General features: G+C 30.1%; 27 protein-coding genes. 1 reads left to right on the top strand and 26 read right to left on the bottom strand.

Annotated features, from left to right (window positions below; genetic code table 11):
* Nucleotides 1-3: 3 nt before the first annotated feature.
* From dksA to AANAER_RS03065, 12 genes are all read right to left on the bottom strand, one after another.
* Nucleotides 4-357: an RNA polymerase-binding protein DksA gene (gene dksA / locus AANAER_RS03120; RefSeq protein WP_044416090.1), complete on the bottom strand. Its 354-nt coding sequence runs from the start codon at nucleotides 355-357 to the stop codon at nucleotides 4-6.
* Nucleotides 358-406: 49 nt separating this feature from the next.
* Nucleotides 407-865 carry a 23S rRNA (pseudouridine(1915)-N(3))-methyltransferase RlmH gene (locus AANAER_RS03115; RefSeq protein ID WP_129082374.1) on the bottom strand — a complete coding sequence of 153 codons (459 nt, stop codon included), beginning with the start codon at nucleotides 863-865 and terminating at the stop codon, nucleotides 407-409.
* Between the two features lie 23 nt (nucleotides 866-888).
* A complete protein-coding gene (gene accD / locus AANAER_RS03110; protein ID WP_129082373.1) occupies nucleotides 889-1,758 on the bottom strand; it encodes an acetyl-CoA carboxylase, carboxyltransferase subunit beta in 870 nt (289 codons plus the stop codon).
* A gap of 15 nt (nucleotides 1,759-1,773) precedes the next feature.
* Nucleotides 1,774-2,985 (bottom strand): methionine adenosyltransferase, encoded by a 1,212-nt coding sequence (gene metK / locus AANAER_RS03105; RefSeq protein ID WP_228135478.1) that lies wholly within the window; start codon nucleotides 2,983-2,985, stop codon nucleotides 1,774-1,776.
* Nucleotides 2,986-3,082: 97 nt separating this feature from the next.
* Nucleotides 3,083-4,885 (bottom strand): glutamine--fructose-6-phosphate transaminase (isomerizing), encoded by a 1,803-nt coding sequence (gene glmS, locus AANAER_RS03100; RefSeq protein WP_129082372.1) that lies wholly within the window; start codon nucleotides 4,883-4,885, stop codon nucleotides 3,083-3,085.
* Between the two features lie 59 nt (nucleotides 4,886-4,944).
* The gene (locus AANAER_RS03095) at nucleotides 4,945-5,721 is read right to left on the bottom strand and encodes an inositol monophosphatase family protein (RefSeq protein ID WP_129082371.1); all 777 of its coding nucleotides are present in this window, start codon (nucleotides 5,719-5,721) and stop codon (nucleotides 4,945-4,947) included.
* A gap of 344 nt (nucleotides 5,722-6,065) precedes the next feature.
* Nucleotides 6,066-7,706: a chaperonin GroEL gene (gene groL, locus AANAER_RS03090; protein ID WP_044416099.1), complete on the bottom strand. Its 1,641-nt coding sequence runs from the start codon at nucleotides 7,704-7,706 to the stop codon at nucleotides 6,066-6,068.
* A gap of 1 nt (nucleotide 7,707) precedes the next feature.
* A complete protein-coding gene (gene groES, locus AANAER_RS03085) occupies nucleotides 7,708-7,965 on the bottom strand; it encodes a co-chaperone GroES (RefSeq protein WP_044416101.1) in 258 nt (85 codons plus the stop codon).
* A gap of 127 nt (nucleotides 7,966-8,092) precedes the next feature.
* Nucleotides 8,093-8,956: a polyprenyl synthetase family protein gene (locus AANAER_RS03080; RefSeq protein WP_129082370.1), complete on the bottom strand. Its 864-nt coding sequence runs from the start codon at nucleotides 8,954-8,956 to the stop codon at nucleotides 8,093-8,095.
* A 3-nt stretch (nucleotides 8,957-8,959) separates the two neighbouring features.
* Nucleotides 8,960-9,280, bottom strand: coding sequence for a YbaB/EbfC family nucleoid-associated protein (locus AANAER_RS03075; protein WP_044416105.1), 321 nt, complete (start codon nucleotides 9,278-9,280; stop codon nucleotides 8,960-8,962).
* Complete coding sequence (gene panD / locus AANAER_RS03070) at nucleotides 9,273-9,656, bottom strand: aspartate 1-decarboxylase (protein WP_044416107.1); 384 nt, start codon at nucleotides 9,654-9,656, stop codon at nucleotides 9,273-9,275. Before panD ends, AANAER_RS03075 begins: the two co-directional genes overlap by 8 nt.
* A 19-nt stretch (nucleotides 9,657-9,675) precedes the next feature.
* Nucleotides 9,676-10,035: a (2Fe-2S) ferredoxin domain-containing protein gene (locus AANAER_RS03065; protein WP_044416109.1), complete on the bottom strand. Its 360-nt coding sequence runs from the start codon at nucleotides 10,033-10,035 to the stop codon at nucleotides 9,676-9,678.
* Between the two features lie 142 nt (nucleotides 10,036-10,177).
* Here AANAER_RS03065 and AANAER_RS03060 point away from each other — a divergent pair, with 142 nt between their 5' ends.
* Complete coding sequence (locus tag AANAER_RS03060) at nucleotides 10,178-10,708, top strand: peptidylprolyl isomerase (RefSeq protein ID WP_129082369.1); 531 nt, start codon at nucleotides 10,178-10,180, stop codon at nucleotides 10,706-10,708.
* Between the two features lie 9 nt (nucleotides 10,709-10,717).
* Here the strand turns inward: AANAER_RS03060 and AANAER_RS03055 are convergent, their stop codons facing one another.
* The 14 genes from AANAER_RS03055 to AANAER_RS02990 all read right to left on the bottom strand — a co-directional run bounded on the left by AANAER_RS03055 (nucleotide 10,718) and on the right by AANAER_RS02990 (nucleotide 25,156).
* Nucleotides 10,718-12,100, bottom strand: a complete 1,383-nt coding sequence (locus AANAER_RS03055) for a response regulator (RefSeq protein WP_129082368.1) — start codon at nucleotides 12,098-12,100, stop codon at nucleotides 10,718-10,720.
* A gap of 5 nt (nucleotides 12,101-12,105) precedes the next feature.
* Nucleotides 12,106-12,495: a response regulator gene (locus AANAER_RS03050; protein ID WP_129082367.1), complete on the bottom strand. Its 390-nt coding sequence runs from the start codon at nucleotides 12,493-12,495 to the stop codon at nucleotides 12,106-12,108.
* An 18-nt stretch (nucleotides 12,496-12,513) separates the two neighbouring features.
* Nucleotides 12,514-13,011: a chemotaxis protein CheW gene (locus tag AANAER_RS03045; protein WP_044416121.1), complete on the bottom strand. Its 498-nt coding sequence runs from the start codon at nucleotides 13,009-13,011 to the stop codon at nucleotides 12,514-12,516.
* A complete protein-coding gene (locus AANAER_RS03040; protein WP_129082366.1) occupies nucleotides 13,012-13,416 on the bottom strand; it encodes a PAS domain-containing protein in 405 nt (134 codons plus the stop codon).
* Nucleotides 13,417-13,425: 9 nt separating this feature from the next.
* Nucleotides 13,426-15,603: a methyl-accepting chemotaxis protein gene (locus AANAER_RS03035; protein ID WP_129082365.1), complete on the bottom strand. Its 2,178-nt coding sequence runs from the start codon at nucleotides 15,601-15,603 to the stop codon at nucleotides 13,426-13,428.
* Between the two features lie 53 nt (nucleotides 15,604-15,656).
* Nucleotides 15,657-16,844, bottom strand: a complete 1,188-nt coding sequence (gene xseA / locus AANAER_RS03030; protein ID WP_129082364.1) for an exodeoxyribonuclease VII large subunit — start codon at nucleotides 16,842-16,844, stop codon at nucleotides 15,657-15,659.
* Between the two features lie 26 nt (nucleotides 16,845-16,870).
* On the bottom strand, nucleotides 16,871-17,581 hold the full coding sequence (gene ubiE, locus AANAER_RS03025; protein WP_129082363.1) for a bifunctional demethylmenaquinone methyltransferase/2-methoxy-6-polyprenyl-1,4-benzoquinol methylase UbiE: 711 nt from the start codon (nucleotides 17,579-17,581) through the stop codon (nucleotides 16,871-16,873).
* A gap of 17 nt (nucleotides 17,582-17,598) precedes the next feature.
* Nucleotides 17,599-17,838 carry a hypothetical protein gene (locus AANAER_RS03020; protein WP_228135479.1) on the bottom strand — a complete coding sequence of 80 codons (240 nt, stop codon included), beginning with the start codon at nucleotides 17,836-17,838 and terminating at the stop codon, nucleotides 17,599-17,601.
* A 5-nt stretch (nucleotides 17,839-17,843) separates the two neighbouring features.
* A complete protein-coding gene (locus AANAER_RS03015; protein WP_129082362.1) occupies nucleotides 17,844-18,635 on the bottom strand; it encodes an AAA family ATPase in 792 nt (263 codons plus the stop codon).
* A 9-nt stretch (nucleotides 18,636-18,644) separates the two neighbouring features.
* Complete coding sequence (locus AANAER_RS03010; protein ID WP_164969354.1) at nucleotides 18,645-19,277, bottom strand: 3-methyladenine DNA glycosylase; 633 nt, start codon at nucleotides 19,275-19,277, stop codon at nucleotides 18,645-18,647.
* 1 nt (nucleotide 19,278) lies between these two features.
* Complete coding sequence (locus AANAER_RS03005; RefSeq protein ID WP_129082360.1) at nucleotides 19,279-20,091, bottom strand: TIGR00282 family metallophosphoesterase; 813 nt, start codon at nucleotides 20,089-20,091, stop codon at nucleotides 19,279-19,281.
* 64 nt (nucleotides 20,092-20,155) lie between these two features.
* Entirely contained in the window at nucleotides 20,156-22,654 is a 2,499-nt protein-coding gene (locus AANAER_RS03000) for a PAS domain-containing sensor histidine kinase (protein ID WP_129082359.1), read from the bottom strand.
* Entirely contained in the window at nucleotides 22,651-24,615 is a 1,965-nt protein-coding gene (locus AANAER_RS02995; RefSeq protein ID WP_164969352.1) for a PAS domain-containing protein, read from the bottom strand. The genes AANAER_RS03000 and AANAER_RS02995 overlap by 4 nt, the downstream gene beginning before the upstream one ends.
* 163 nt (nucleotides 24,616-24,778) lie before the next feature.
* Complete coding sequence (locus tag AANAER_RS02990; protein ID WP_129082357.1) at nucleotides 24,779-25,156, bottom strand: response regulator; 378 nt, start codon at nucleotides 25,154-25,156, stop codon at nucleotides 24,779-24,781.
* Nucleotides 25,157-25,161: the final 5 nt, after the last annotated feature.

Below are 25,161 nucleotides of genomic sequence, written 5' to 3'. Positions count from 1 at the left end.
ATCTTATTTTTCTACTTCATAAATTTCTCTACAAGGTGTACAAAACTTTGCAAAGGGCTTTGCTCTTAATCTGCCGATTGCAATTGGTTCATCACACATTTCGCAAATTCCGTAAGTTCCGTTTTCAATTCTTTTAAGAGCATCTTCTATCTCTTTTAATTCCGTGATTTGTTGATTTGCAATAATTCCTTCTTTGAAACTATCGCTTGAAACCTCTGCAAAATCATAATCATCTCTGCACTCAGAATCTTTTAAAGAATCTATACTTTCTCTACTTCCTTGAATGTTTTTCGTAATCTTATCTTTTCTTTCAAGTAAGATATTCCTCAGTTCTTCAATCTGTTTAGTGTTAGCCATATTATACCCTATTAAAAAAATTTTGCAATTATACAAAAAAAATTATAAATTACTTATGATAGGGGTGGTTATTTTTTATTGCTAATCCTCTAAATATCTGTTCAAGAAGAACTAAAGTTACTATTTTATGAGCCATTGTTAAAGAGCTCAGACTAATTATTGTGTCACATTTTTTTAAGAAATCTCTTTCAAAACCATATGCACCACCTATAAAAAAATTGACTTCACTTGAATTTGTAATCAATTTTGAGAATTCAAAACTATCGATTTTTTTTCCTAATACATCTAAAGCAATACAATGACCTTTCATATATGGCAAAAAAGCTTGGGTATATGATTTTTGAGCTTCTGTTTCATTTATAGTTTGAGCTTTTGCAATGCTTTTATTAAATATTGCATGAACTTCTACTTTTGCAAATTTTGAACACATTTTGATAAATTCATTGGCTAACTTATCGAATTCATCTCTATTGGGTTTTACTATTGCATAAATATTTATTTTTGCCATAAGAAAGCTTTAGATATACTGATTTAACATGCCTCGCTGTTTTTGTAAAATAGTGTTAACAAATCAGATAATGTTTTTTTCATATCATTTCTGTTAACAACCATATCAATCGAACCTTTTTCAAGTAAAAATTCCGCTCTTTGGAAGCCTTCGGGTAAATCTGCTCCGATTGTTTGTTTAATAACTCTTTGTCCCGCAAATCCTACAAGAGCGCCCGGTTCTGCCATAATAATATCACCTAAAAAAGCAAAAGAAGCAGAAACTCCTCCCATTGTAGGGTCGGTTAAAACAGAGATAAAAGGCAATTTTGCTTCATCCATTTTTTTCAATGCGGCTGAAGTTTTTGCCATTTGCATTAATGAAAAAGTTGATTCTTGCATTCTAGCACCGCCTGAAGCAGATACTATTATCAATCCTTGTTCTTTTTCTATAGCTCTATTTACTGCTCTTACGATTTTTTCACCTTCAACAGAACCTAAACTTCCACCCATAAAGGCAAAATCAAATACAACTATTTGAACAGCTACGCCGTTCATTGTACACTCACCGCTAAGAGCGGCTGAGTTTCTTCCTGTCTTTTTAAATGCTTCGTCGAGTCTTTTTTTATAAGATTTTTTATCAACGAATTTTAATGGATCAATTGGTTTTAAATCAGAATCATACTCAATAAATGAGTTAGCATCAGCTAATATTTCTAATCTTCTTTTTGCACCAATTCTCATATGAAAATTACATTTAGGGCAGATATTATTTTGATTTTCAACCTCTTTGAAAAACATTAGTGCAGAACATTCCGGGCATTTTATCCAGTGTGTAGGTGCATCGCTTTTTGTAGGTTGTTCTTTGTTTTTACTGTCAAACGTAATTTTACTAAACAGGTTTTTTAAATCCATTATATATTCCTCTATTTATACTAAACTTTTAAACTTATCAACTTCGTCAAGTCTTTCCCACGGATAATCGCTTTGTCCTACTTGACCTCTTGCTGCAACATCAGCATAAAGGAAAGTCTCTTCAGAAGGTTTATCTAAACCGAATTTTTCGGTTATCCATCTTGGAGTTAAAGCATATTCTCCCATAACAAACTTCGAAAGCTCTTCATCGGTTAATTTTGTACCTGTTCCCATTGTATCAACAGCAACAGATGTAGGTCTTGCAAGACCTATTGCATAAGAGATTTGAACAATAGCTTTTTTAGCAAGTCCCGCTGCGACTATATTTTTTGCAAGCCATCTTGCAGCATAAAGACCGCTTCTATCAACTTTCGTATAATCTTTACTTGATTGTGCTCCTCCACCTATAGGAGAGTATCCGCCAAATGAGTCAACAATAAGTTTTCTACCTGTAAGTCCGCTGTCATGCAAACTTGAATGGTTTACATATCTTCCCGTAGGATTTATATGAATTATTGTTTCATCTTTTTTATACATTCTTGGAGGTAATCCCGTATCATCAATTAATCCTTGAATCAACTCTCTTACTTCTTCAATAGGCATTCCTTCAACTGAAGGTGCACTTACGACTATTGTATGGATTTTTTGAGGTTTGCAATTCTCAAAATTCTCTTTTGTTCCATAATCAATAGTAACCTGAGTTTTAATATCAACACCTAGTTTATGTTTATGATTTAAAGCATAATTATAAACTTTTTCTGCAAGCATTCTTGCATATGTAATCGCTGCGGGCATTAAATCTGCTGTTTCACTTGATGCGAATCCAAACATAATCCCCTGGTCACCTGCTCCTATTTCACCTGTTGTTTGGTCAACTCCTTGTGAAATATCCGGACTTTGTTGATTTAATAAAACTTGAACTTTTACATCATCAGGATGTAAACATTGTTCTTTTGTAAAAGATGATTTACCGTCGTAACCGATTTTTGCCAATGTATCTTTTACTATTTTTTCATAATCTTCATCTGATAATTGGCATTTAGATTTAACTTCACCGCCAATTACAACATTTTTTCCTGCAACAAAAACCTCAGAAGCAACTCTACTTCCGCTATCTTCCATTATTAGTTTATCAACTATAGAATCAGCAATAATATCTGCACACTTATCTGGATGCCCCGGGCTTACAACTTCACTTGTAAATAAGTATTCTGTTTTGTTTTCCATTTTTGTTTTCCTATATTGTTTTCCATTTTTGTTTTCCATCAAATACACATTTACTTTTTATCTTTAAATATAAAATAAAAAAATAAAAAATTAATATTTATTCAACAGTTACGGACTTCGCCAAATTTCTCGGCATGTCAACATCATTTCCTAATCGTATTGAAATCTCCATTGATAGAAGTTGCAATACAACTAACATCTCAAAAAACTCTAACATATAGTGTTCTAATTTTTGAGTTTTGATAAAATCATCACTTAATTCAAAATCAAGAGGTGAAATCGTACATATAGTACTGTCCCTTGCACTTAACTCTTCAACATTTGATTTAATTTTATCATATAACATATTTTCAGGCATCAAAGCAATTGTAAACAATTCCGGATCTGCCAATGCTATTGGACCGTGTTTCATTTCACCTGCGGGATATCCTTCTGCATGCAAATATGAAATTTCTTTTAATTTTAAAGCACCTTCCAGCGCCAATGGGTAAAAGACATCTCGTCCTATAAAGAAAAAACCATGACCGTGAAGATATCTTTTAGATAATCTTCTGCATTTTTCATGAAGCTTACTCTCTACAATCAAAGTTTTAGGAACTTCTCTCAAAGCTTTCAACTCTTTTTGCAAAGTTTGCTCATCAATAGAACCCTTTATTTTAGCAAAATAAAGAGACAACATCCATAAAACTACTGTTTGAGTAGAGAAGGCTTTAGTTGAAGCAACCCCTTTTTCAATTCCTGCTCTTGTTAAAATTGTATAATCGGCAAGTCTTGTCATAGAAGAGTTGTTTACATTACAAATAACTAAAGATTTAAGTCCTGCTTTTTTTGCCATCTTCAAAGCTTCCAAGGTATCTGCCGTTTCACCGCTTTGTGATATTACTACAAAAAGCGTATCTTTTGTCAAAAGAGGATCTTTATATCTAAATTCACTTGCAACTTCTACATTACATTTGATTTTTGAGAGTCTTTCAAAAAGATACGAAGAGGTAATTGCTGCATGAAAAGATGTTCCGCAAGCACAAATTTTAATCTCTTTTATGCCTTCTAATATAGAAGAGTCTATTTCATCGAAATTTATCTCTTTATCTTTTAAACGCCCTATCATACAGTCACTTACTACATCACTTTGTTCATAAATCTCTTTTTCCATAAAGAATCTGAAACCGTCTTTTTGGGCAAACTGTTTTGAAGTAGGAAGTCTGCTCCAAGAGTAATTGTCATTCAAAAACTCTATTGAAGAAGCAGAAGCAATGCCTCCTACTTGATCTTCTAAATATACAACATCATCCGCAAGTCCAATTAAAGGCGCATCAGATGAAGCAAACATAACTTCACCCTCTTCTTTTCCTCTTGCCACAATTAAAGGACTTCCGTTTTTGAAGAAAAATATTTTGTTTGGAGCTGCTTTTGAGATTAAAAGAATAGAAAAAGCTCCTTTTAATCTAGATATCGTATTTTTGAAAGCTTGTGCAGTGTCGTTTATTTTATTATTATAATTTTCAAAAAGATGAACTATTACTTCAGTATCTGTTTGAGATATAAACTTAACACCTTTTTCTATCAATTCATCTTTTATCTCTTTATAATTTTCAATAATTCCATTATGCACTACATAAGAGTATTCTCCAAGATGAGGGTGAGCATTCAGTTCTGTAGGTTTTCCGTGTGTTGCCCATCTTGTATGCCCTATTCCTAAGGTATAGTCTCCTAATGTAGCTTTTTTTATTTTATCTTCTAAATTAACTAATTTACCCAATGCTTTAAAAACATCAATTTTTTCATCATTTAAAAGAGCCATCCCAGCAGAATCATAACCTCTGTATTCTAACTCTCGTAAACCCTCAAGTATAAATTTCGTTGTATCTTTTTTACCTATATATCCTACTATGCCACACACTATTTAAGCCTTCGCAATTCTTTTAAAATTTGTTATATTATCTAAAAGTTACTAAAAAATTACTTCGCATTTAAATTTAGTATTAATTCCTTATGAATATATCCGTTCGTAGCTACGATATATTTATCATCAAAAAGTTTATATTCTTCACCGTTTATATTTGAAATTTTTCCGCCTGCTTCTGACAAGATTAAAATACCCGCACTAACATCCCATGCTTTTAAATTCATTTCATAATACCCTTCATATGTCCCTCTTGCTACATAACATAAATCAAGTGCAGCAGAACCTAATCTTCTTATATCTTGACATTTTGGCAAAATTATCTCAATTTTTTTGATTACATCATTTAGATCATTTTGATTGCTACCGCTAGTATAAGGGAAACCTGTTGATATTAAAGATTTTTGGAAATCATTCTCTTTTGAAACTTCAATTTTTTTGCCGTTTAAAAAAGATCCACAACCTGTTTTTGCTTCATATAACTCATTTAAAATCGGGTTATAAACTACACCTATGTACGGTTCTTTATTTTTATATACACCTACAGAAATAGCAGTATGAGGAACTTGATTTACAAAATTCGTTGTACCGTCAATAGGATCAATTATTATTGAATCGCCGAATTTAATATCAGTATTGTCTGATTCTTCTGCTATAAGAGTAAAAGAGGGGAACTCTTTTGAAAATCTATTTTTTAAAAAGTTTTCAACTGCTACGTCATATTTGGTAACTAAGTCTTTTTTTGCCTTAAAGTTGACCTCTTTGTTTGAGAAGTATCCCTCTTTTAAAAGTTCACCGGCTTCTTTTATTATTTCTATTAATTTATCTTTCATTTTTAATCCGTTAATTTTTTGAAAATTTTATCAAAATTTTGATTTGGAACAATTAATATACAGGTTTAATTGTTTTTTATGTTTAATTCATGTTATAATACTTCTAATCTAAACAATATGGAGGTGTTAATGAGAAAAATTCACTTTTTGGTATTGTTAAATTTTAAACATATTTAATAAATTTGCTATCAAGTAAATTTGTAAATATACGTTTTATTTACAAAATAATAATAAAAAGGGAAGAGAACTTAAAGTTTCTTCCCTTTTTTAATGCCTGAATAATAACAGGCTTTGCGACTTTCAATCATAAAAGAGGACAATTAATTGTCCTCTTTTACTTATTCTTACATCATTCCAGGCATTCCACCCATTCCGCCCATATCTGGCATTGCAGGAGCAGAAGGTTTATCCTCTTTTACATCTGTAACTGTTGCTTCAGTTGTTAAAAGTAAAGATGCTACAGATACTGCATTTTGCATTGCAACTCTTTCAACTTTTGCAGGATCTACGATTCCTGCTTTGAACATATCTACATATTCTCCGGTTGCAGCATTAAATCCAAAATTTTCATTATCTGATTTTTCTACTTCATTTACAACTACACCTGCATCAAATCCAGAGTTAGTTGCAATTTGTTTCATAGGTGCTTTAATAGCTCTTAATACGATATGTGCACCTATTGCTTCATCACCTTCTAAATCATCTAAATTTACTTTTGCAGCAGCTCTGATTAAAGCAGCTCCACCACCTATTACGATACCTTCTTCAACGGCAGCTCTTGTTGCACTTAAAGCATCATCAACTCTATCTTTTTTCTCTTTCATTTCAGTTTCAGTTGCAGCACCTACTTTAATAACTGCTACACCACCGCTTAATTTTGCAAGTCTTTCTTGTAGTTTTTCTCTATCATAGTCACTTGTTGTATTAGCAATTTCAGATTTGATTTGATTTACTCTTCCGTTCACCTCTTCTGAACTTCCGCTTCCGTCAACTATTGTTGTATTATCTTTGTCAATTACAACTTTAGCTGCTGTTCCAAGAACTTCAATTCCGCAAGAATCAAGTTTCATTCCCATCTCTTCAGATACTACTGTACCGCTTGTAAGAACTGCAATATCTTGAAGCATTGCTTTTCTTCTATCACCAAATCCAGGAGCTTTTACCGCTGCTATATTTAAAGATCCTCTTAATCTATTTACAACTAATGTTGCCAAAGCTTCACCGTCAACATCTTCTGCAACGATTAATAGAGGTCTTCCGCTTTGGTTAACTGCTTCTAAAATCGGTAACATCTCTTTTAAGTTAGAGATTTTTTTCTCACATAATAAAATATATGGATTTTCTAATTCTGCAATCATTTTTTCAGAATTTGTTACAAAGTACGGAGATAAATATCCTCTGTCAAATTGCATACCTTCAACAACTTCTAATTCATCAGAAATTCCTTTTGCCTCTTCAACTGTAATAACTCCGTCTTTTCCTACTTTATCCATAGCTTCTGCAATCATAGAACCGATTGCACTGTCAGAGTTTGCAGATATTGTAGCAACTTGTTCAATCTCTTTTTTATCTGCTACTGTTTTTGAAGATTCTTTTAAATTTGCTAAAATTGTTTCGCAAGCTTTGTCCATACCTCTTTTTAAAGAGATTGGGTTTGCTCCTGCTGTTACGTTTCTAAGCCCTTCTTTAAAAATAGAGTGAGCTAAAACTGTAGCTGTTGTTGTACCGTCACCTGCTGCGTCGGCAGTTTTAGAAGCAACCTCTTTTACAAGTTGAGCACCCATATTTTCTAAAGTATCAGTTAATTCAATCTCTCTTGCAACAGATACACCGTCTTTTGTAATCGTAGGTGCTCCAAAAGATTTTTGAAGAAGAACATTTCTTCCTCTAGGTCCCATTGTAACTTTTACAGCATCTGCTAGTTTTTCTACACCTGCATATAATTTGTTTCTTGCATCATCACTAAATTTAATCTCTTTTGCCATCTTACATAACTCCTATAATATTTTCAATATCAAGCACTAAATAATCTTCACCTTCTAAAGTAAACTCTGTTCCTCTATATTGTTCGAAAACAATAGTGTCACCCTCTTTTAATTCTGTTACTTCAGAACCTACTGCCTTTACTATTGCAGTGTTTGGTTTCTCTTTTGCAGAATCTACAAGGATAATTCCACTTGCAGTTTTTTCTTCAACTTCTGTTCTTTTTACAAGAACTCTTTTACCTAATGGTTTAAAATTCATAATATATCTCCTATAAATTCTTAAATTTATGTTTTTTAGCACTCAAATTTTTAGAGTGCCAAATTATAAAAAATTTTTGATTAATTGTCAAGTAATCTGAGTAGATTTGACTAAAGTTTTATAAAATTTAATTTTTGTGTCTATATAAATATTCTAAAAGCAGACTATTTAGTGATTTTTTTAAATCATTGCTAAAACTGTTAAGCTCTTTTTCGCAGTTACTTGCTAACTCATCTGCACTTTTAAGTGCACCTTCTAGTCCAAGAAGATTTACAAAAGAGTTTTTAGAAGAATCATTTTGTGTTGTTTTCCCTGCTTCTTCTTCACTTTTTGTTTCATCTATAATGTCATCTTGAATTTGGAACAACAAGCCTATATCAATTCCAAATTTAAAAAGCTTTTCTTGAATCTCTTTACTGTATTCGCTTATTATTGCACCCATTTTAAGACTTGCCGCAATTAGTTTTGCCGTTTTATGAATATGTAAAAATTCCAATTGTCCAAGCTCTAATTTTTGGTTTTCAAAAAAACAATCAATTGCTTGTCCTATAATCATTCCGTCAATTCCGCCGTTTAAACTTAATGTTTTTACCAAGTCTACTTTTATATCATTGTGCAAAGAAGCATTTGCTATTAAATTAAAACTTTGTGTATTTAAAGCATCTCCAACCAAAATTGCCGTTACTTCATCATATTTCTTATGTAGAGTTTCAAATCCTCTTCTTAAATCTGCATTATCCATAGCAGGAAGATCATCATGAATAAGAGAATAAGTATGAAGCATCTCTAATCCCAATGCAACAGGGAATGAGTTTTCTATTAAAAGAGGTTTTTTTGCTTTTACTACGGAAAGTAAAAGCATGGGTCTAAACCTTTTCCCTCCGGCTTTTAACATATCACCTAAAGCCTCTTCAAAATATGGATGAAAAGATTTTGAAACAGGAAGATTACCTAAAAGATAATCTTCAAAAGATTTTAAAAGATATAGCATAATCTATTTTTGACCGAAAGAGCCAAGACCGCCCATCATATTCATGGCAATCATTTTTTTATTTTCATCTGCTTGTTTTATAACATCATTCATTGCAGAAATTAATAATATTTGAAGAGAGTCTTTATCTTCCATTAAAGAGTCGTCAATTTGTAAATCGACTACTTCAGAGTTTCCATTGATTGATATCTCAACCATTCCTCCACCCGATTTTGCAGTAAATATTTTAGAGGCATTTTCCTCTTTTGCTTTATCTGCCATCTCTTGAACTTGACCCATAACTTCATTTAAGTTGATTTTACTTAAATCAATACCATCAAACATGATCACTTCCTACAAGTTCATTTGTAATTGATTGTATATCGTTTTTTTCATCAACAATTACAATCGTCGGTGAATAACTCTTTAATTCATCTTCTGTGTATGAAGCATAAGAGATAACGATAATTTTATCACCTATTTCAACTTTTCTAGCAGCTGCACCGTTTAGGCACATATCTCTATTGCCTGCTTTTCCTTTTATTACGTAAGTTGCAAATCTTTCACCGTTGTTTATATTTACTATTTCTACTTTTTGTCCAACTCTTAATTTTGAAGCTTTCATAAGCTCCTCATCAATCGTAATTGAACCTACATAATTAAGATTTGCATCTGTTACGGTTGCTCTATGAATTTTACTATAAAGCATATCAAATGTCATTAAATTCGTCCTCTATCTATTAAGATAAACTAATTGGTGCTCCCCAAAATTGTTCAGGAATCAAATACTCTTGAACAGGAGTACCACCTATTATATGTTCTTCAATAATTTTATCAATTTTTTCCTTAGATAACTGACAATACATATGATGCCCCGGTTCTACAAGCATAACTGGACCCATTTGACAGCGTCCAAGACATGAAGTTCTAATTGCTTGAACCGGTCCCATAAGACCTTTTTGCATCATTGTTTGTGCTAAATAGTTAAATAAATCTCTACTTTGTTCTGTTACACATGAGGGTTTGGGCATACCAGGAGGTGCACTTTGTTCACATTTAAAGATATAAAAAGTCGGTTGCGGAATTGCTGGCATTTCCATAATATTCAGTCCTTTTTCAATTTAAGATAATTTTTATCTTAATTCTAACAGATATTTTTTAAACTCATCTAAAAAAGATATTTTAATAAAAGTTTAAAATCTTAGATAATATACTAAATCTTTAAATTATAAAGGGATAGTAATGAAAAAAATAGTTTTTTTTCTTTTTGGATTCGTACTGTTTTTACATGCAGCAAATCCGACTGCAGTAATAAAAACAACACAAGGAGAAATGGAGTTTGAGTTAAAACCTGATATTGCGCCAAAAGCAGTTGAAAATTTTGTTACCCATGCAAAAAATGGGTATTATGACGGACTTATTTTCCATAGAGTTATAAAAAATTTTATGATTCAAGGTGGAGATCCTACAGGTACGGGAAGAGGCGGCGAATCAATTTGGGGTAAACCTTTTAAAGATGAATTTGCACCAAATGTAACTTTCGATAAACCAGGAGTTTTAGCTATGGCTAATGCAGGTCCTAATACAAACGGAAGTCAGTTTTTTATCACTACAGCAGCAACTTATTGGTTAAACGGAAGACATACTATTTTTGGGTTTTTAAAAAACGGTATGCAAACATTAAAGAAAATAGAAAGTGTTCCTACTACGGGGCGTTCAGGTGGAGATAGACCTATAATAGAACAAAAAATAATATCAATAACTATTAAATAAAGAGGAAGTTTATCTTCCTCCGAAAGCTTTTGACATCAGGTTTTCATTTCCAAAAGCAATAATTTCGTGTTCCATTTTTTCACTTCTTTTTGCTTCATTTTTTGCTTTTTCTTTCCAATAAGCAAGTTTTTGAGATATTGCTTCAACATCTCCTACGTTTTCAAGTTTCTCTTTTGTTTGGTTTAATACTTTTTCCAAATCATCAATTTCCACTTCAAAATTAACTTTTTGTTGTTTTAACTCTTTTTTATGTTCATCGTTTAACAGCTCAATTTTTCCGTTTAATCTATTTACTTCAACTTTTAAATCAGCATTTTCTTTAGTAAGTTTAATCAGTTTTTTACTTACGTTATGAGAGTTTCCTTCTACTTTTCTAAAAGAAGATAACTCGCTTGAAAGTCTTTTATTCTCCGTACTGTATCTTTCAAGAGTATAAATATAACTGTTTTTTTCTTGTTTTTCAGAAGTGAGTTTATTTGTAAGATCTTCTATTTCTTGATTTAAAGTATTAATCATCTGAGATAATTCGGAAGTACTTTCTTTACTCTTTTTAAAAATTTCACTTTTATCTTTTATTAAAGAGCTTTGAATCTCTTTTCTTCTTAACTCTTTTTGAGTCTCATCTTTTTGGATTACCAAAGAGCCTGTTATTTCTCCTGAATCGTCTAATGTTGAAACGACAGTCGTTAAGGCATAATAAAAACTTCCGTCTTTTGTTATACTTTTTAGCTCTCCATTCCAAGCTTTGTTTGCTAAAACACTACTATAGATTTTTTTATATAAAGTTTTGTCCGTATCTTTGTGTTTTAAAGAACTTAACTCTTGACCTAAAAGTTCTTTTTCGTCAAATCCGGTTATTTTGCAAAAAAGTTCATTTACGAAAGTTATGTTCATCTGTTTATCTGTTTTTATAACAATATCATTGTTATATATAATATCTTTATATTTTTTCAGCTCTTTATTTTGTTGTTTGATAAGAAAATCATTGTATCTGTTTTTTGCAATTTCATTTAGGCAAACCATAAGATTTCTTATATCCAAAGGTTTTATCATATATTCAAATACTTTTAATTTTATTGCATCAACTAAAAACTCTTTATCTGAATACGCCGTAGCAAAAATTGCCGGTACCTCTTTATCAAATTCCCGCACTTTTTTCAGCATGTCTATACCTGTCATAACAGGCATATTTATATCAGCTATAATTACATCTATATTTTTTTGATTTTTTTTATATAAAAGTAGACCCTCTTCACCGTTTTTTGCACTGTAAACAGTACCGAAAAATTTTGATAACAAAGAAGTTAGATCGGCTCGTACCGTTTCATCATCTTCTACATAAAGCAAGTTTAAATTTTTTAGAAGTTTTTTATCTATAGTTGCTGTAGACATTTTATTTATTTGATTTCCATCTCAGTTATTAAATCAATAAATTTAATAAAATCAAAAGGTTTAAGCAAATAGTTATCTACTCCCAACTCTTTTGCTTTATTAATAAAATCTGTTTCCGTATGTGCAGACATTATAATTACGGGGATATTAAATCCACGTTTTTTCAACTCTTCAATCATTTTTAAACCATTCATTACAGGCATATTTATATCAGTAACTATAATATCGATATCCCTGTTTTGTTCAACTAATTCAAGAGCTTCTTGACCGTTTTTTGCCGATAAAAAATTTGCATCCAATTTTTTTAGAGTATCAGTTATAATTTCTACAAGATCTGCTTCATCTTCTACAAACAGTAGTTTTAATTTTTTTAATTTTTCTATCTTTTCTTGCATGGAGATAATTCTATACTTTTAGTCCTTTAATTCATCTTTACTTACCACAGCTTCGATGTCCATGATAACTAGCATTTGATTATTATCCAATCTTACAAACCCTTTTAAGTATTTTGACGGAATTGCCGATCCCATATCTGAAACAGGTGCTAAAGTAGAAATATCTATTCTTTGAACATCATCAACTTTATCCACAACAATACCGATCATTCTTTTATCTTCAGTAATTACTGCAATAACCGCCGTGCTGTCATTGTATACAACTTCGCCTGTTTTAAATTTTAGTCTTATATCTAAAATAGGAACAACTTCTCCTCTTAGATTTATCAAACCTTTTACCCACTCTTTGGTATTTGGCAAGATTGTTATATTGTCCGGATATGTCAAAATTTCTCTAATTTTAGGTAATTCTATAGCATATTTCATTTTACCTAGTTCGAAGGTCATAAATTCGCTTGTATTAGCGTAATCGATTACTTCTTCGTTGTTGTTAATATTGCTTATATTTGCTTCCATCTATTTTTCCTCTTCATTATTCCATCTGTTATAAAGAATTTCAATATTATTAATCTCTTCTTGAGAAGGTTTTCTTCTACAAGAAAGATAGCCTTTAGAACCATCACAACTTTCAAAAGGATATATTGTGGCATATACCCAATAATAACCTCCTGATTTAGTAAGATTTTTTACATATCCTGTCCAAATATCTCCTTTTTGTATTGTATCCCATAGAGACTTAAAGGCTTTTTTCGGCATATCAGGATGCCTTACTTTATTATGTGGATTTCCCACTAACTCTTCCAAAGTGTATTCTGCTATTTTACAAAAATCATCATTTGCAAATCTTATTATACCTTTTTCATCTGTCTCACTAACTAAGAATGCGTATTCATCTAATACTGTTTCTTGTCCCTGTGCCATTGTATCTCCTTAGTTAAACTGCTTACTTTTGGCATCTTCTACTAATTCATTTGCCATTGTTGATACTTCATTTGCTATCTCTTTAACCTGATTTGCTTCATTTGCATTCTCTTGAGTTACTCTATCTAACATTGTTACAGTATCGTTTATTTGCTCAATTCCCGTCATTTGTTCTTTTGAAGCAGTACTTACATCGCCGATTATTTTTATTGTTTCGCTTATATGTGAATTTAGCTCTTTATACCCTTCTCTCATTTCATCGGATATTACTTTACCTTGGTTTGCTTTTAGATTTGCATCTTCTACAAGTTCTTTAATCTCTTTCGCAGCTTCCGCACTTCTGCTTGCAAGATTTCTAACTTCTTGTGCAACTACGGCAAAGCCTTTTCCTGCTTCTCCTGCCGTTGCTGCTTCTACTGCTGCATTTAACGATAAAATATTTGTTTGGAAAGCTATTTGGTCAATAACATTTATTGCTTCGTTTATTGCCGTTACTTTTTCATTTATTTCATCCATAGAAGTTGCAGTTTTAGAGGCTAAATCCTCTCCTGTGGTAACTGCATTTTGTACGGTTTGTCCTAATTCTGCCATTTTTGTCGCATTTTGCGCATTGTTTCTAGTAATTGAAGTAATCTCTTCAACGGCAGCTGCCGTCTCTTCCAAAGAGGCTGCTTGTTCATTTGCTTTTCTTGCAAGATTTTCCATTGAACTTGTCATTGTATTTGAGTTATTCTCTAAAGTCTCTCCGTTTTCCAAATTTCTTTTTGCATTTTCGCCTAAAGCTTCACCCAATTTGTTTATTGATTTCATAACTTGAAGCATATTCTCTTTTAATTTTGGAGAGATTTCAACTTTATCTCTAAAATCACCGTTTGCATAATTGGTTAAAGTATTAACCAATCTTTGCATATTTGCTTCAGAAGCATTAAGCATTTTATTTATTGTATTTTTTAGTGTTACTATCATAGGATTGTCTGCGTGAGAGTTAACTCTACACTTATAAATACCTTGTTCTACTTTATCCGTTGTTAAAACTATCTCACCTATTACTCTCATATCATCTTTAAGTTTTTTATCGAAACTATCTGCGGCATCATTTAGCATTTTTAGCATCTGCCCTATTTCATCATTTGTATAAATTGCAGGTTTTTTGAAAGCATTTACCCTAAAAGAGACAAACTCTAAAAAGTAAGCAAAGTTTGATCTAAACTTCTCTAATCCGCCTGTTACTATTTTTGTTATGAAATATATTGTAATCATAACAAGAGTAAAGGTTAAGACAACCATTAAAGCTAACATAATATATATTACTTTAGCGGTTTCATCTACTAAATGATCGATATGTTCTATTTTGTCACCTAAAACATATATACCCACTTGATTGCCTTCAATATCATTTATAGGAAAGTATGTATAAAAGAATTTATCATCGCTAAGATATTTGTTTTGATGGAATTTATTGAAATCTATAGTTGATAATGCATTTTTAAAATCCTCATTAACTACTTTTTGAGAGATATAATATTTTCCTACTTTATTTTGTTTAGTAAGAGCATTACCCCTTTTATATTTTTCATCCATTAAAACAAGTAAATTTTCATCATCGACTGCAAAATCTTCTACAACGGAATCAAAACCTTGAATAAACTCTATAGAACCGATATACTCTTCACTATTATCAAAAATAGGAGAAAGCCCTCTTAAAACAAGACCTGCTCTTCCAACTTCAATAGCTCCTAACGGTTTTTTCGTCTTTTTTACTTCCAAAATGGTATTTCTAAAAGATGATAAATTATCCCCGTATTTATCTTTTTTCCAACTTCTTAAAAATGATTTTACATCTTTATCGTGAATATGGATTTTAACACTTTTAAATAATGCCCCTTTTACTAAAGATTTGGAAATTTCATCTAAAGTTTTTATTGCTTGATCCCTGTTATTTGTTTGTAAAGCTTCAATAATATTTGAATTTTCGGAAATTGTTACAGCATTTGAGATTGCGCTGTTCATTTTAGATTTGATTCTTTCTTTCATCATCATACTAAAACTATCTCTTGCTTTTTGTTGTACACTCTCTTTCATATTTGTTATGATAAAAAAAGATATTACAATAGCAACAGATATTACAATAATTGCAGCAAGAATCAATTTTGTACGGATTTTGCCCGCAATAGATTCTGATTTCATTTCATGCCTTTTATAGAAAAATTCTTATATTCTATCTATTGTAAACTTAAATTTTATTGTTTTTTTACACTTATTACTTTACAGGAAACTATAGTTTTAGGGCTTTGTAGTGCAATTATATCTTCAGGTTTTAATTCGTCCAGTTTGGTTATTTTATTATCTATAGTAACTTGGGCATAACCTTTTAAATCTTTTTTATCGGGATGATTTGATAAAAAAGAACTTTTTAACAAATCAATACCGCTTTGTTTTGTATTTATCAAACTTTTTAGATAGTTATCAAAGTTTGTTTTTAGAAGTTTGATTTGTTCATCTATAAAAGTAAATTTTGCTTTAATCGAGTTTTGTTCAAAAAGATTCTTCATATTATCTAATAAGGACTGTTTTGAAGAGAGTTGGTTTTTCAATCTTGTTTTAAACTCACTGCTTAAAGTATCCAAATATATTCTATGTTCGTTTATATCAGGAAGTGCTATCTCCATAGCATTAGAAGGAGTCGCAGCTCTTATATCGGCTACAAAATCTGAGATTAAAAAATCAATTTCATGTCCTACTGCCGAAATAACGGGTTTATTACATTCAAAAATTGCAGTTGCTACTATCTCTTCGTTAAAAGCCCATAAATCTTCTATACTTCCTCCCCCTCGACCTACAACAATTAAATCCACATCTAAAGTTTGTGCATATTTTATAGAAGTTACAATATCATATTTGGACTCTTCACCTTGAACTAAGGTAGGTACTAAAACAAGTTCAACCAAAGGCCATCTATGAGTTGCAACTTTTTTCATATCTTCAATCGCAGCTCCAGTTGGAGAAGTTACAAGAGCAATTTTCTTAGGATATTTAGGAAGAGCTTTTTTTATAGAAGTTTCAAAATAGCCTTTTGCTTGAAGTTTTGCTTTTAACTGTTCATAAGCCAAAGCTAAAGCACCTTGTCCAGAAGGTTCTATTTTATTGCAAAGAAGCTGGTAATTTCCCCTTGGAGTATAAACGGTTATTGTTCCGTTTATAACAATTTTTTGTCCTACTTCAAGTCTGAATTTCAGATATTTTGCGTTTCCTTTAAACATAACGCAAGAGATTGTTGAATTTTCATCTTTTATAGAAAAATATATATGCCCTGAGTTATGATAAGTTAGATTTGATATTTCACCTTCTACATATACATTTATAAATGTTGTTTCAAGAAGAGATTTTATTTGAGTATTTAAAGTTGTAACCGATATAGCAGAATTCAAATTTTTCCTTTAATAAAAACTAGAAGTTATATTTTTCTAGCTATTATTAGTGTTGAAATTTTCATTGAGAACTCTTTTGTAAAAATAGGTTCAAGTCCGGCTTGTTTTAACTCTTTACATAAATTTGTGGTTGTTAGAAACTCATCAATCGAATTTGGCAAATAAGTATATGCTTCTTTATTTTTAGAGATAAGTCCTCCTAAAGTCGGCAAAACTTTATTTAAGTAAAAATCAGTCAAATAATCAAGTAACGAGGTTTTTTCATTTTTCGTAAATTCAGAGATTACAACTAAACCGCCTTTTTTTAGAACTCTTGCAAATTCGTCAAAAGCCTCTTGTCTTTGAACAACATTTCTGATTCCGTATGAAATAGAGACAATATCGGCACAAGCATTGTCTAAAGGCATTTGCGCTGCACCTGCTTCAATAAATTCAACTTCGGGAAGCTTTTTTTTAGCAACTTCCATCATCCCTACACTTGGATCAACACCTATAATATTTTTTAAATTTATTCCGTTTTTTTTAGCAATTTTTTGCCAAAATTCTATCATATCACCTGTTCCGCAAGCTACATCGACGATTCTTTCGATTTCGTTTTTATCATATAATTCAAAAGTTTTATTACAAGCTTTATTTCTCCAAGATTTGTCGATTCCCAGACTTAAAACTCTGTTTGCTATATCATATGTTCCTGCTATGTCATTAAACATTGATACAATTTTTTCTTGTTTACCCATATACTATTTCCTAAAATTTATAATAAATATTTTCCCACTAAAAGACCTGCTAAAAATCCCATATTTAGCATTATAATCAAATATAAAATTGAGATTTTTTTATCTTTTTCGGGAAGTTGTTTTAATATTTTTTTTTGCTCTATTAATGAATCATCCAATGATCTTCTTGCATAATCAATATTATCAAAAGAGTTTCTTAAACTAAGTTCTGCAAGTTCAAGCCTTTCGATCATCTCTTTGGCTTGTTTAAAAGTCATATCACTCATTTTTTAATATCTAACCAGTTATCTAAATCATAAAATATTTTATTTAATGTTCCAAGAACATAATCTTTTGCTTCAGTTTGTATTCTTCTAAAAAAGAGATACTTTTTAGCACTCTCAATATCTCCTAAATCTTTTGCTCTTACCGCTTTTGCCGCAAAATCAGTATTGTTATAAGCCATTTCCCAAACCGTACTTCCCAAATATCTGCTCATAGTAATAACTTTGTCATTTTTAACAGGAAAATATTTAGGCTCTTTTATAAGATCGCAGATCACGGAATTGCTATCTAAATATTTATGCCCGAAAAAGTTTATAAACTGCTCTTCTATATAATCAAGATCCATAGAAATAGCACGATTTAAAGCAAAAAAGACATTATGGTCAAGGTTTTGTTCGATTTTTTTAATTTTTTTAAGTGTTGCAATCGCATTTTTACCGTCAAGTTCTCCGTCACCTAAAGGAACTATCCATTTAATATTTCCGAAAGAACCTACTTTTTTAATCTCTTCCAAAACTAATGAAGAGGTTTTATTTCCACCCACATCAACTATAACTTCATGATTGTCATCCATTAAAATAAGTTCATCAAGTTCTGTTAATTTGTTTGTTCTTAGCATTCTTTTATCTACTATTTCCGTTCTTGTAAAAGACCTGCTGTCATTATTTTCATCGTCAATTTCTATATATGTTACTTTTTTCCCGTGTTTTTTATAAAGGTAAGGTGCAATTACTTGCATTGCAACAGTCGATTTACCGACACCGCCTTTTGTTTGAGGAATAATAATCATTTAAAACCCTTACTTCAGTTTATTGTTTTTCATAAATTCAACAATTTTGCCATGGAATCTGCAATATATTTTATTTAGAGGTATTTCATAACCGTAAAGTTCAAATATTTTATCTAAATTTTCATTAATTCCATATTCACACCAAGCTTGCAAATCTTCATAAGATTCAAATTCAAAACCTGCAAAGCTGACCAGTTTTTGTGTATATTTATCGACAACCATCATATCTTGATGACAAGCATAACAAAGAATTGCATCTGCTGTTTCCTGCCCTATTCCTTTTTGGTTTAAAAGCCATTCTCTGCTTACATTTTCACAAAAATTGTCAAAATCGTAAAATTCTTCTAAAATATTTGAAGCTAAAAGTTTAAGTCTTTTTGATTTTTGATTTTTAAATCCGCTTGGAGTTATTGCATTTGTCAAAACTAAGAGATCTGCCTCAGATAAGCTCTCTAAAGACAGAAAATTTAAATTTTTCAGATTTTCTAAAGATTTTTCAACATTTGTCCATTTTGTATTTTGCGTTAATATGGCACCTATTAAGATTTCAAAATCATTTTTACTTGGCCACCAAAACTCCGGATGATTTTTTAAAAGTTCTTCTCTTTTTAAAACTTTTAAAAGATCAAAGCTATCTGAAATATTATTCAATGATTGCATCTGTTTTTATAATTTCATCCCTGTCACAATATTTTTTTAATTTAAAAGAGTTTACAGCTTTCCCCTCTTTTATATCCGTAACCATTAATTGAAGAATTGCTTTACAAGAGTTTGGAACTTCAAAATGACCGCCTAATCCAGTTATTGCTCTTTGAATAGGCACTTTTTCATTCATTCCTATAATATTATCTCTGCATCCCGTTAAACCGATATCGGTTAAATATGCCGTTTGCTCAACAATTTGCAAGTCGTCTGTTCCTACATGAGTATGTGTCCCGCAAATTGCACTGACTTTTCCTTTTAGAAGCATAAAGATAACTCTTTTCTCACTTGTCGCTTCTGCATGAAAATCAATAAAAATATTTTCTATTTTCTCTTTATGAAGCTCTTCTACGAGTTTTAATGCCCAGTTAAAAGGATTTTCGACAATCGGCATAGAAAATTGTCCCATAAGATTTATTACGGCTAATTTTTCCTCTTTTACGTCAAATACTCTAATACCGCTTCCCGGAACTCCCTTTGGATAATTATCCGGTCTTAAAACCTGCGGCGTTTCCAAAAGAGTAAACATCTCTTGTTTTTTATCAAAAGAGTGATTCCCTCCCGTTATAACATCTATTCCCGCTTTTAGAAGTTCATTGCAGTTTTTTACAGTTAAACCAAATCCGTGACTGGCATTTTCTGCATTTGCAATAACAAAATCAATTTGATAATCCTCTTTTATTTTTGCAAGATTCTCTTTTATTATTCTTCGTCCGGGTCTTCCTATTATATCACCGATAAATGCTACTCTCAAAATTTCCCTTATTACTAAAATCTGCTTATTGTATCGTGTGTATAATTAGTATTTACTTTTTCTTTTAATCCAAGGCTTTTAATTTTACTTCAAAAATTGCACTGTTTTGTCTGTTGTAGGCTTCTATTTTCCCCTCTTGTTCCTCAACGATTTTTTTTGCGATATTTAAGCCTATTCCCATTCCGCTATGTGTTTTTGAACTTGTAAAAGGTTCAAATATTCTGGATAAAATCTCTTTTTTTATTCCCCCTGCATTATCACTGAATCTTACTACGACTTCACCGTTTTCTTTAAAAATATCTATATTTAATTCTCTATTTTCGTAGTTTTCTATATTTTTTAATTCATCTAAAGCATTATTGATTATTATTACCCATACCTGTTCTAATCTTTGTTTTTGAACTTTTGCAAAAATTTCAAAATCCTCTTTTTGTATATTCGTAAGTTTAAACTCTTTTGAGTTTAATTTGATTTTGCTTATCTGCTTAGATATATTATATGCCATAGTTAAAGAAGTCACCAAAGTAGCAAAGATATTTGTTTTCTCTTTTGCTTCGGAAGAGCTTTGAGACATCTCTCTCATTGATTCTACTATAACGGCTATTCTGTTTATTGCATCTGAAATTTTACTGCAGCTGTTTTTCATCTCATTTTTTAAGCTCTCATCTTTTAGCTCATCAATATCCATTTGCAACATCTCAAAATTACCTTTTAAATAAGTTAAAGGAGTGTTTATTTCATGGGTAATTCCTGCTGCTAAAGTACCTATAGAAGTTAACTTTACGTTTTTTAATCTCTCTTCTTGATGAACCCTGTCTTTTTCAATATTTTTTCTAACTTCTTCTTTCACTCTTTGTTCAAGATTTAAATTAAGCTCTTGAAGTTTTCTTTTATCTTCCAAAGAGTTTACCGCTAAAACCAAATTTTTTCCCTCAGGAAGCATTTTTACGGATAATTCAAGATATATCTCTTTAGAATTTTTTGTTAAAAAAATAAGCTCTACATTTGTAACAGAACCCGACTTTTTTGCTTCATTTAATACTCTTTGTAGCAACTCTTTACTTCTTTTTTCAACTAAAGTAAAAAGTGATTTTAAAACTATTTCATCTTGGTTATATGCAAAAATTTTACTAAAAGAGAGATTTGCTTTTTTTATTTTCCCTTCTAAATCTATAAGTGCAATTCCGCTGTAAACGTTTTGAAAGATTATATTTTGCTGTTCTATTTGATAAGATAGATTTTCATAAAGTTTTTCAACTCTTTTATTATCGCTTATATCTCTTCTTACTACTTTGTAAGAGAGAACTTTTTCTCCTTCAAACTCTACTTTTACATGGGAGTTTACCCAATATTCGTCTTTATTCTTTTTTTGTGTTAGAACTTCTCCTTGCCACTCTTTTTTATTCTCCAAAATAGAAAATACTTCTCTTTTGAGTTCCTCGTAGATTTTATTTGAGTATAAAATGGAGCATGGTTGTCCTATTAACTCCTCTTTTTCATAACCGTAAATTTGACAGAAGTAGTGACTTACATCTTCAATATTATGATCTTTGTCTATTTTTAAGTACATCAAATGTTCATCTATAATATCCAAGCTTTCGTCTAAGATACCCTTTTTCTCTTCAAAGGAGTCATAAATACTCTTTTTTTCCTCTTTTAATTTTCTATTTATATTTGACAAAGGAAGAGTAAAAAATATTGAAAGAATAAAACAAAGAAATACTACTAGAAAGAACAGAAGGGTAAACTCATAAAAAAAGTTTTCTATAAAACTTTTTAAATCTAAAACTTCTGTTTTCCCGATTAGAAACAGAGAGTTGCTTCTATTTAGTAAAACTTTTTTATAAATATACTCATTTTTTAAACTCAGATTCTCTTTCATATTTAAATTTTTAAAAGCAGGAATGAGCTTTTGTGTGTCTAAATCGGAATAATAATATTTCGACCAATTATAAATTCCTGATTTATCGTAAATTATATCTCTGTTTTGATCTGCAATGTAAAAAATTCTATTTAAAGATTTTATTAAATCATTTATATTTACAAAAACAATTACGATATGAGACTTTATTTTTTTCATAATCTTTAAAGTATAAACTAAAGGTATTTGTATCTCTTGATTTTCTACTCTGGGTTCTATGCTGCTTATTTCCAATACATTCTCTTTTAATTTTGTCAGAGTTTGTAAATTCAGTTCTGTTTTTTTATTCTCTTTTTCTTTTTTTACGTCAATAATATAATTTAGATTTTCATCTAATATTGAAATTTGTAAAAACTTTTTATGTGTTTTTATTATCAAATCAAGATAGGGGTATAAAGCCTCTTTTTCTTCTTTTTCTAAAGACTCTAAAGCAAAGATGGAATTAATTGCGTTTTTGGCTTCTGTTTTTACTTCGTCTAAAGTATATGCAACTTTTGTAGTATCAAAGATAAACTCTTTTATACTATTTTCTTTTTTTTGTTTTTTAGTTATTTGGTATTCAAAATAGCTTAGCGGAATAAATAAAAGTATTCCGAATAAAAGAAAAATCAAAAATAGTTTTATAGAAAATTTTATTTTCATATCTCTCTTCTCTTTTCTCTTCTATCTTCCGTATTTAATTTTATAAAAAAGCAGCATCCATTATTGATATTTTCAACCCAAATCTCTCCTTTTGCCTTTTCTATAATAAGTTTTGCCAAATAAAGAGGCAGTCCTTCCGTATTTGTATAATATTTTGTACTAAAATTATGATCAAATATTTTAGGTAGAATCTCTTCAGGGATACCTCCTGCATTATCTTCTATTTTAATAAGTAAAAACTCTTTTTTATCTATTATCTCAATATCGATTTTCCCGTTTTCTATATTTTTACTTTTAAAGGCGTCTAAAGAGTTTGTTACTATTCCTGAAACCACTTTTCTAAGCTCATAAAAGATTCCGTAAGTTTCAAGATTTTTATCTCCTTTTATATTTAAAGATATATTTTTTTCATAAATTGAATCAACTACTGATTTGATTACGCTATAGACGTTATATTTATCATTTTCATCGCTATCGATAAAAAATTTTCTAAATTCGTTTAAATTTATAGAAAGAGTTTTAACCTCTTCTCTTAAGTGAAATAAAAACTCTTTTAAATCGCTTTTTGTATATCTTGCTTTGTCAACTCTGTTTTCAAACTCCAAAATACTTGAACTAAGATTTGAGATGGGCTTTTTCCACTCATTTGAAAAAGTATCTAATATTTGACTCATCAATTTTACTTTTGACTCATCTATTCTTAATTGATCCATTGTTTTTATTTCGCTGATTTTAGAAAAGAGTTCTTTTTTCAAAATTGAATTGAGTTTTTGGAGCTGTTTTTCATCAGTAATATTTACTTTTATAGCTCTATAACCTGTTAAATTTTTGTTTTGATCGTATAAAGGAGAAATACTTCCTCTTTCCCAATAAGAGTTTCCGTTTTTATCTAAATTTTTTATCTCACCTTCCCAAACTTCACCCTTAGAAATTTTTCCCCACATTTTTTCAAAAAATTTTTTAGAAATATCCGGACTTCTTATTATATTTACAGGTTTGTTTAAAATCTCCTCTTTTTTGTATCCGCTAATATCACAAAAAGCTTGGGAAGCGTAAGTAATATCCCCTTTTGTATTTGTTTCCACCACAATTACGTATTTATCTATACTTCTCATAATACTTTCAAGTTTTGCTTCAATAGAAAGGCATCTGTTTTTTCTTTTATTATAAAAATATATTGAGGATAAGAACAGAAAAGCTAAAGCAATATTAAAAAGAATAATCAGATTATATTTATTTGAAATTTTAGAGTATTCCAAATCTTTTTTCGTAAAAACGGCGTATCCTATTTTCTCTTTTGTAAAAGAGTCGTAAAGGGGAAAAAATGTTTTAATATACTCTTCATCTTGAACTTCTAAAACAGTAGAAAAGCCGCTGTTTTCATTCATTTCATCTTCTAAATTTTTTGAAGGTAGATTCTCTCTACTGCTGAAAAATGATTTTTCATATAAATACTCTTCATCATATTTAAAAGCAGAGTATTTTTTCAAAAGTTTATTCTCTAATTTATTTTCCAAAAGTATTTTTTTGAAAACAAAAGTAACGGCAAAATCCTCTTTTAAAAATATTTTATGAGCTAATTTAGGTAAATCAAAAGAGGCTTCAAAAAAACCCGACAAATCGTATTTTTTGTCATATATCGGTTTTATAAATTTAATAACACTGTTTGTATTAGAGATAAAAAACAGTAAAGAGTCCTTTTTTAAACTTTTTAATTTTTTTTTGTAAGAAAGGTTTATTTTACTCTTTTGTTCTAAAGTGCTAAAAAAAGGATTAAACTCTTTTGTATAAAAAGATATTGCTTTTATATTATACTTTTTATAAAAGTTGCTTCTATTTTCCAAATTTTGTTTTATTTGAAAATATTTATTTGAACTTTTATCTCTGCTTTTTAAAAGATTGATAAGTTCGTAATTATCTTGAATATGGTTAAAAAAGAGTATTTGACTATGCTCTTTCATATCATCCAAATAATTTGTATATATTTTTTCTATTTTTTTATAGTTCTTTTCAAAAAATACTTTTTCTTGTTTATGTTGTAAATCTTTAAAAAAAACAACTAAAAAAAGAACTAATAGAATAAAAACAAAAAAATAAGGATTAAAAAATCTCTTAAAAACCATTCTAGCTATTTAATATCTTTTGAATTTTACTATCTAAAGCCTGTAAAGAGGAGAAAGGTTTCATTACATAGTTAATTGCACCCTCTTTATGGGATTTAAGAACTTTATCCAACGTAGAATAAGCCGTTATCATGCACACTTTTTGAGAAGGACTTTTTTCCATAATTTTTTCTAAAGCGGCTAAACCATCCATTTGAGGCATCATAATATCTAATAAAATCAAATCAAATTTATCTTTTTCTATACTGTTTAAAGCAACAACGGGATTTGAAAAAGTCGATACTTTGTATTTTCCTGTTTTAGTAAGAAATTTTTGCAACATACTTAAAATTTCCGTTTCATCGTCAATTATTGCAATATCATAAATTTTATCACTCATTTTTT

The sequence above is a fragment of the Halarcobacter anaerophilus genome, assembly GCF_006459125.1.
Lineage (GTDB): Bacteria > Campylobacterota > Campylobacteria > Campylobacterales > Arcobacteraceae > Halarcobacter > Halarcobacter anaerophilus.
Note: the sequence above shows the minus strand (reverse complement) of the source record. Positions and strands in the feature narration are given on the sequence as shown.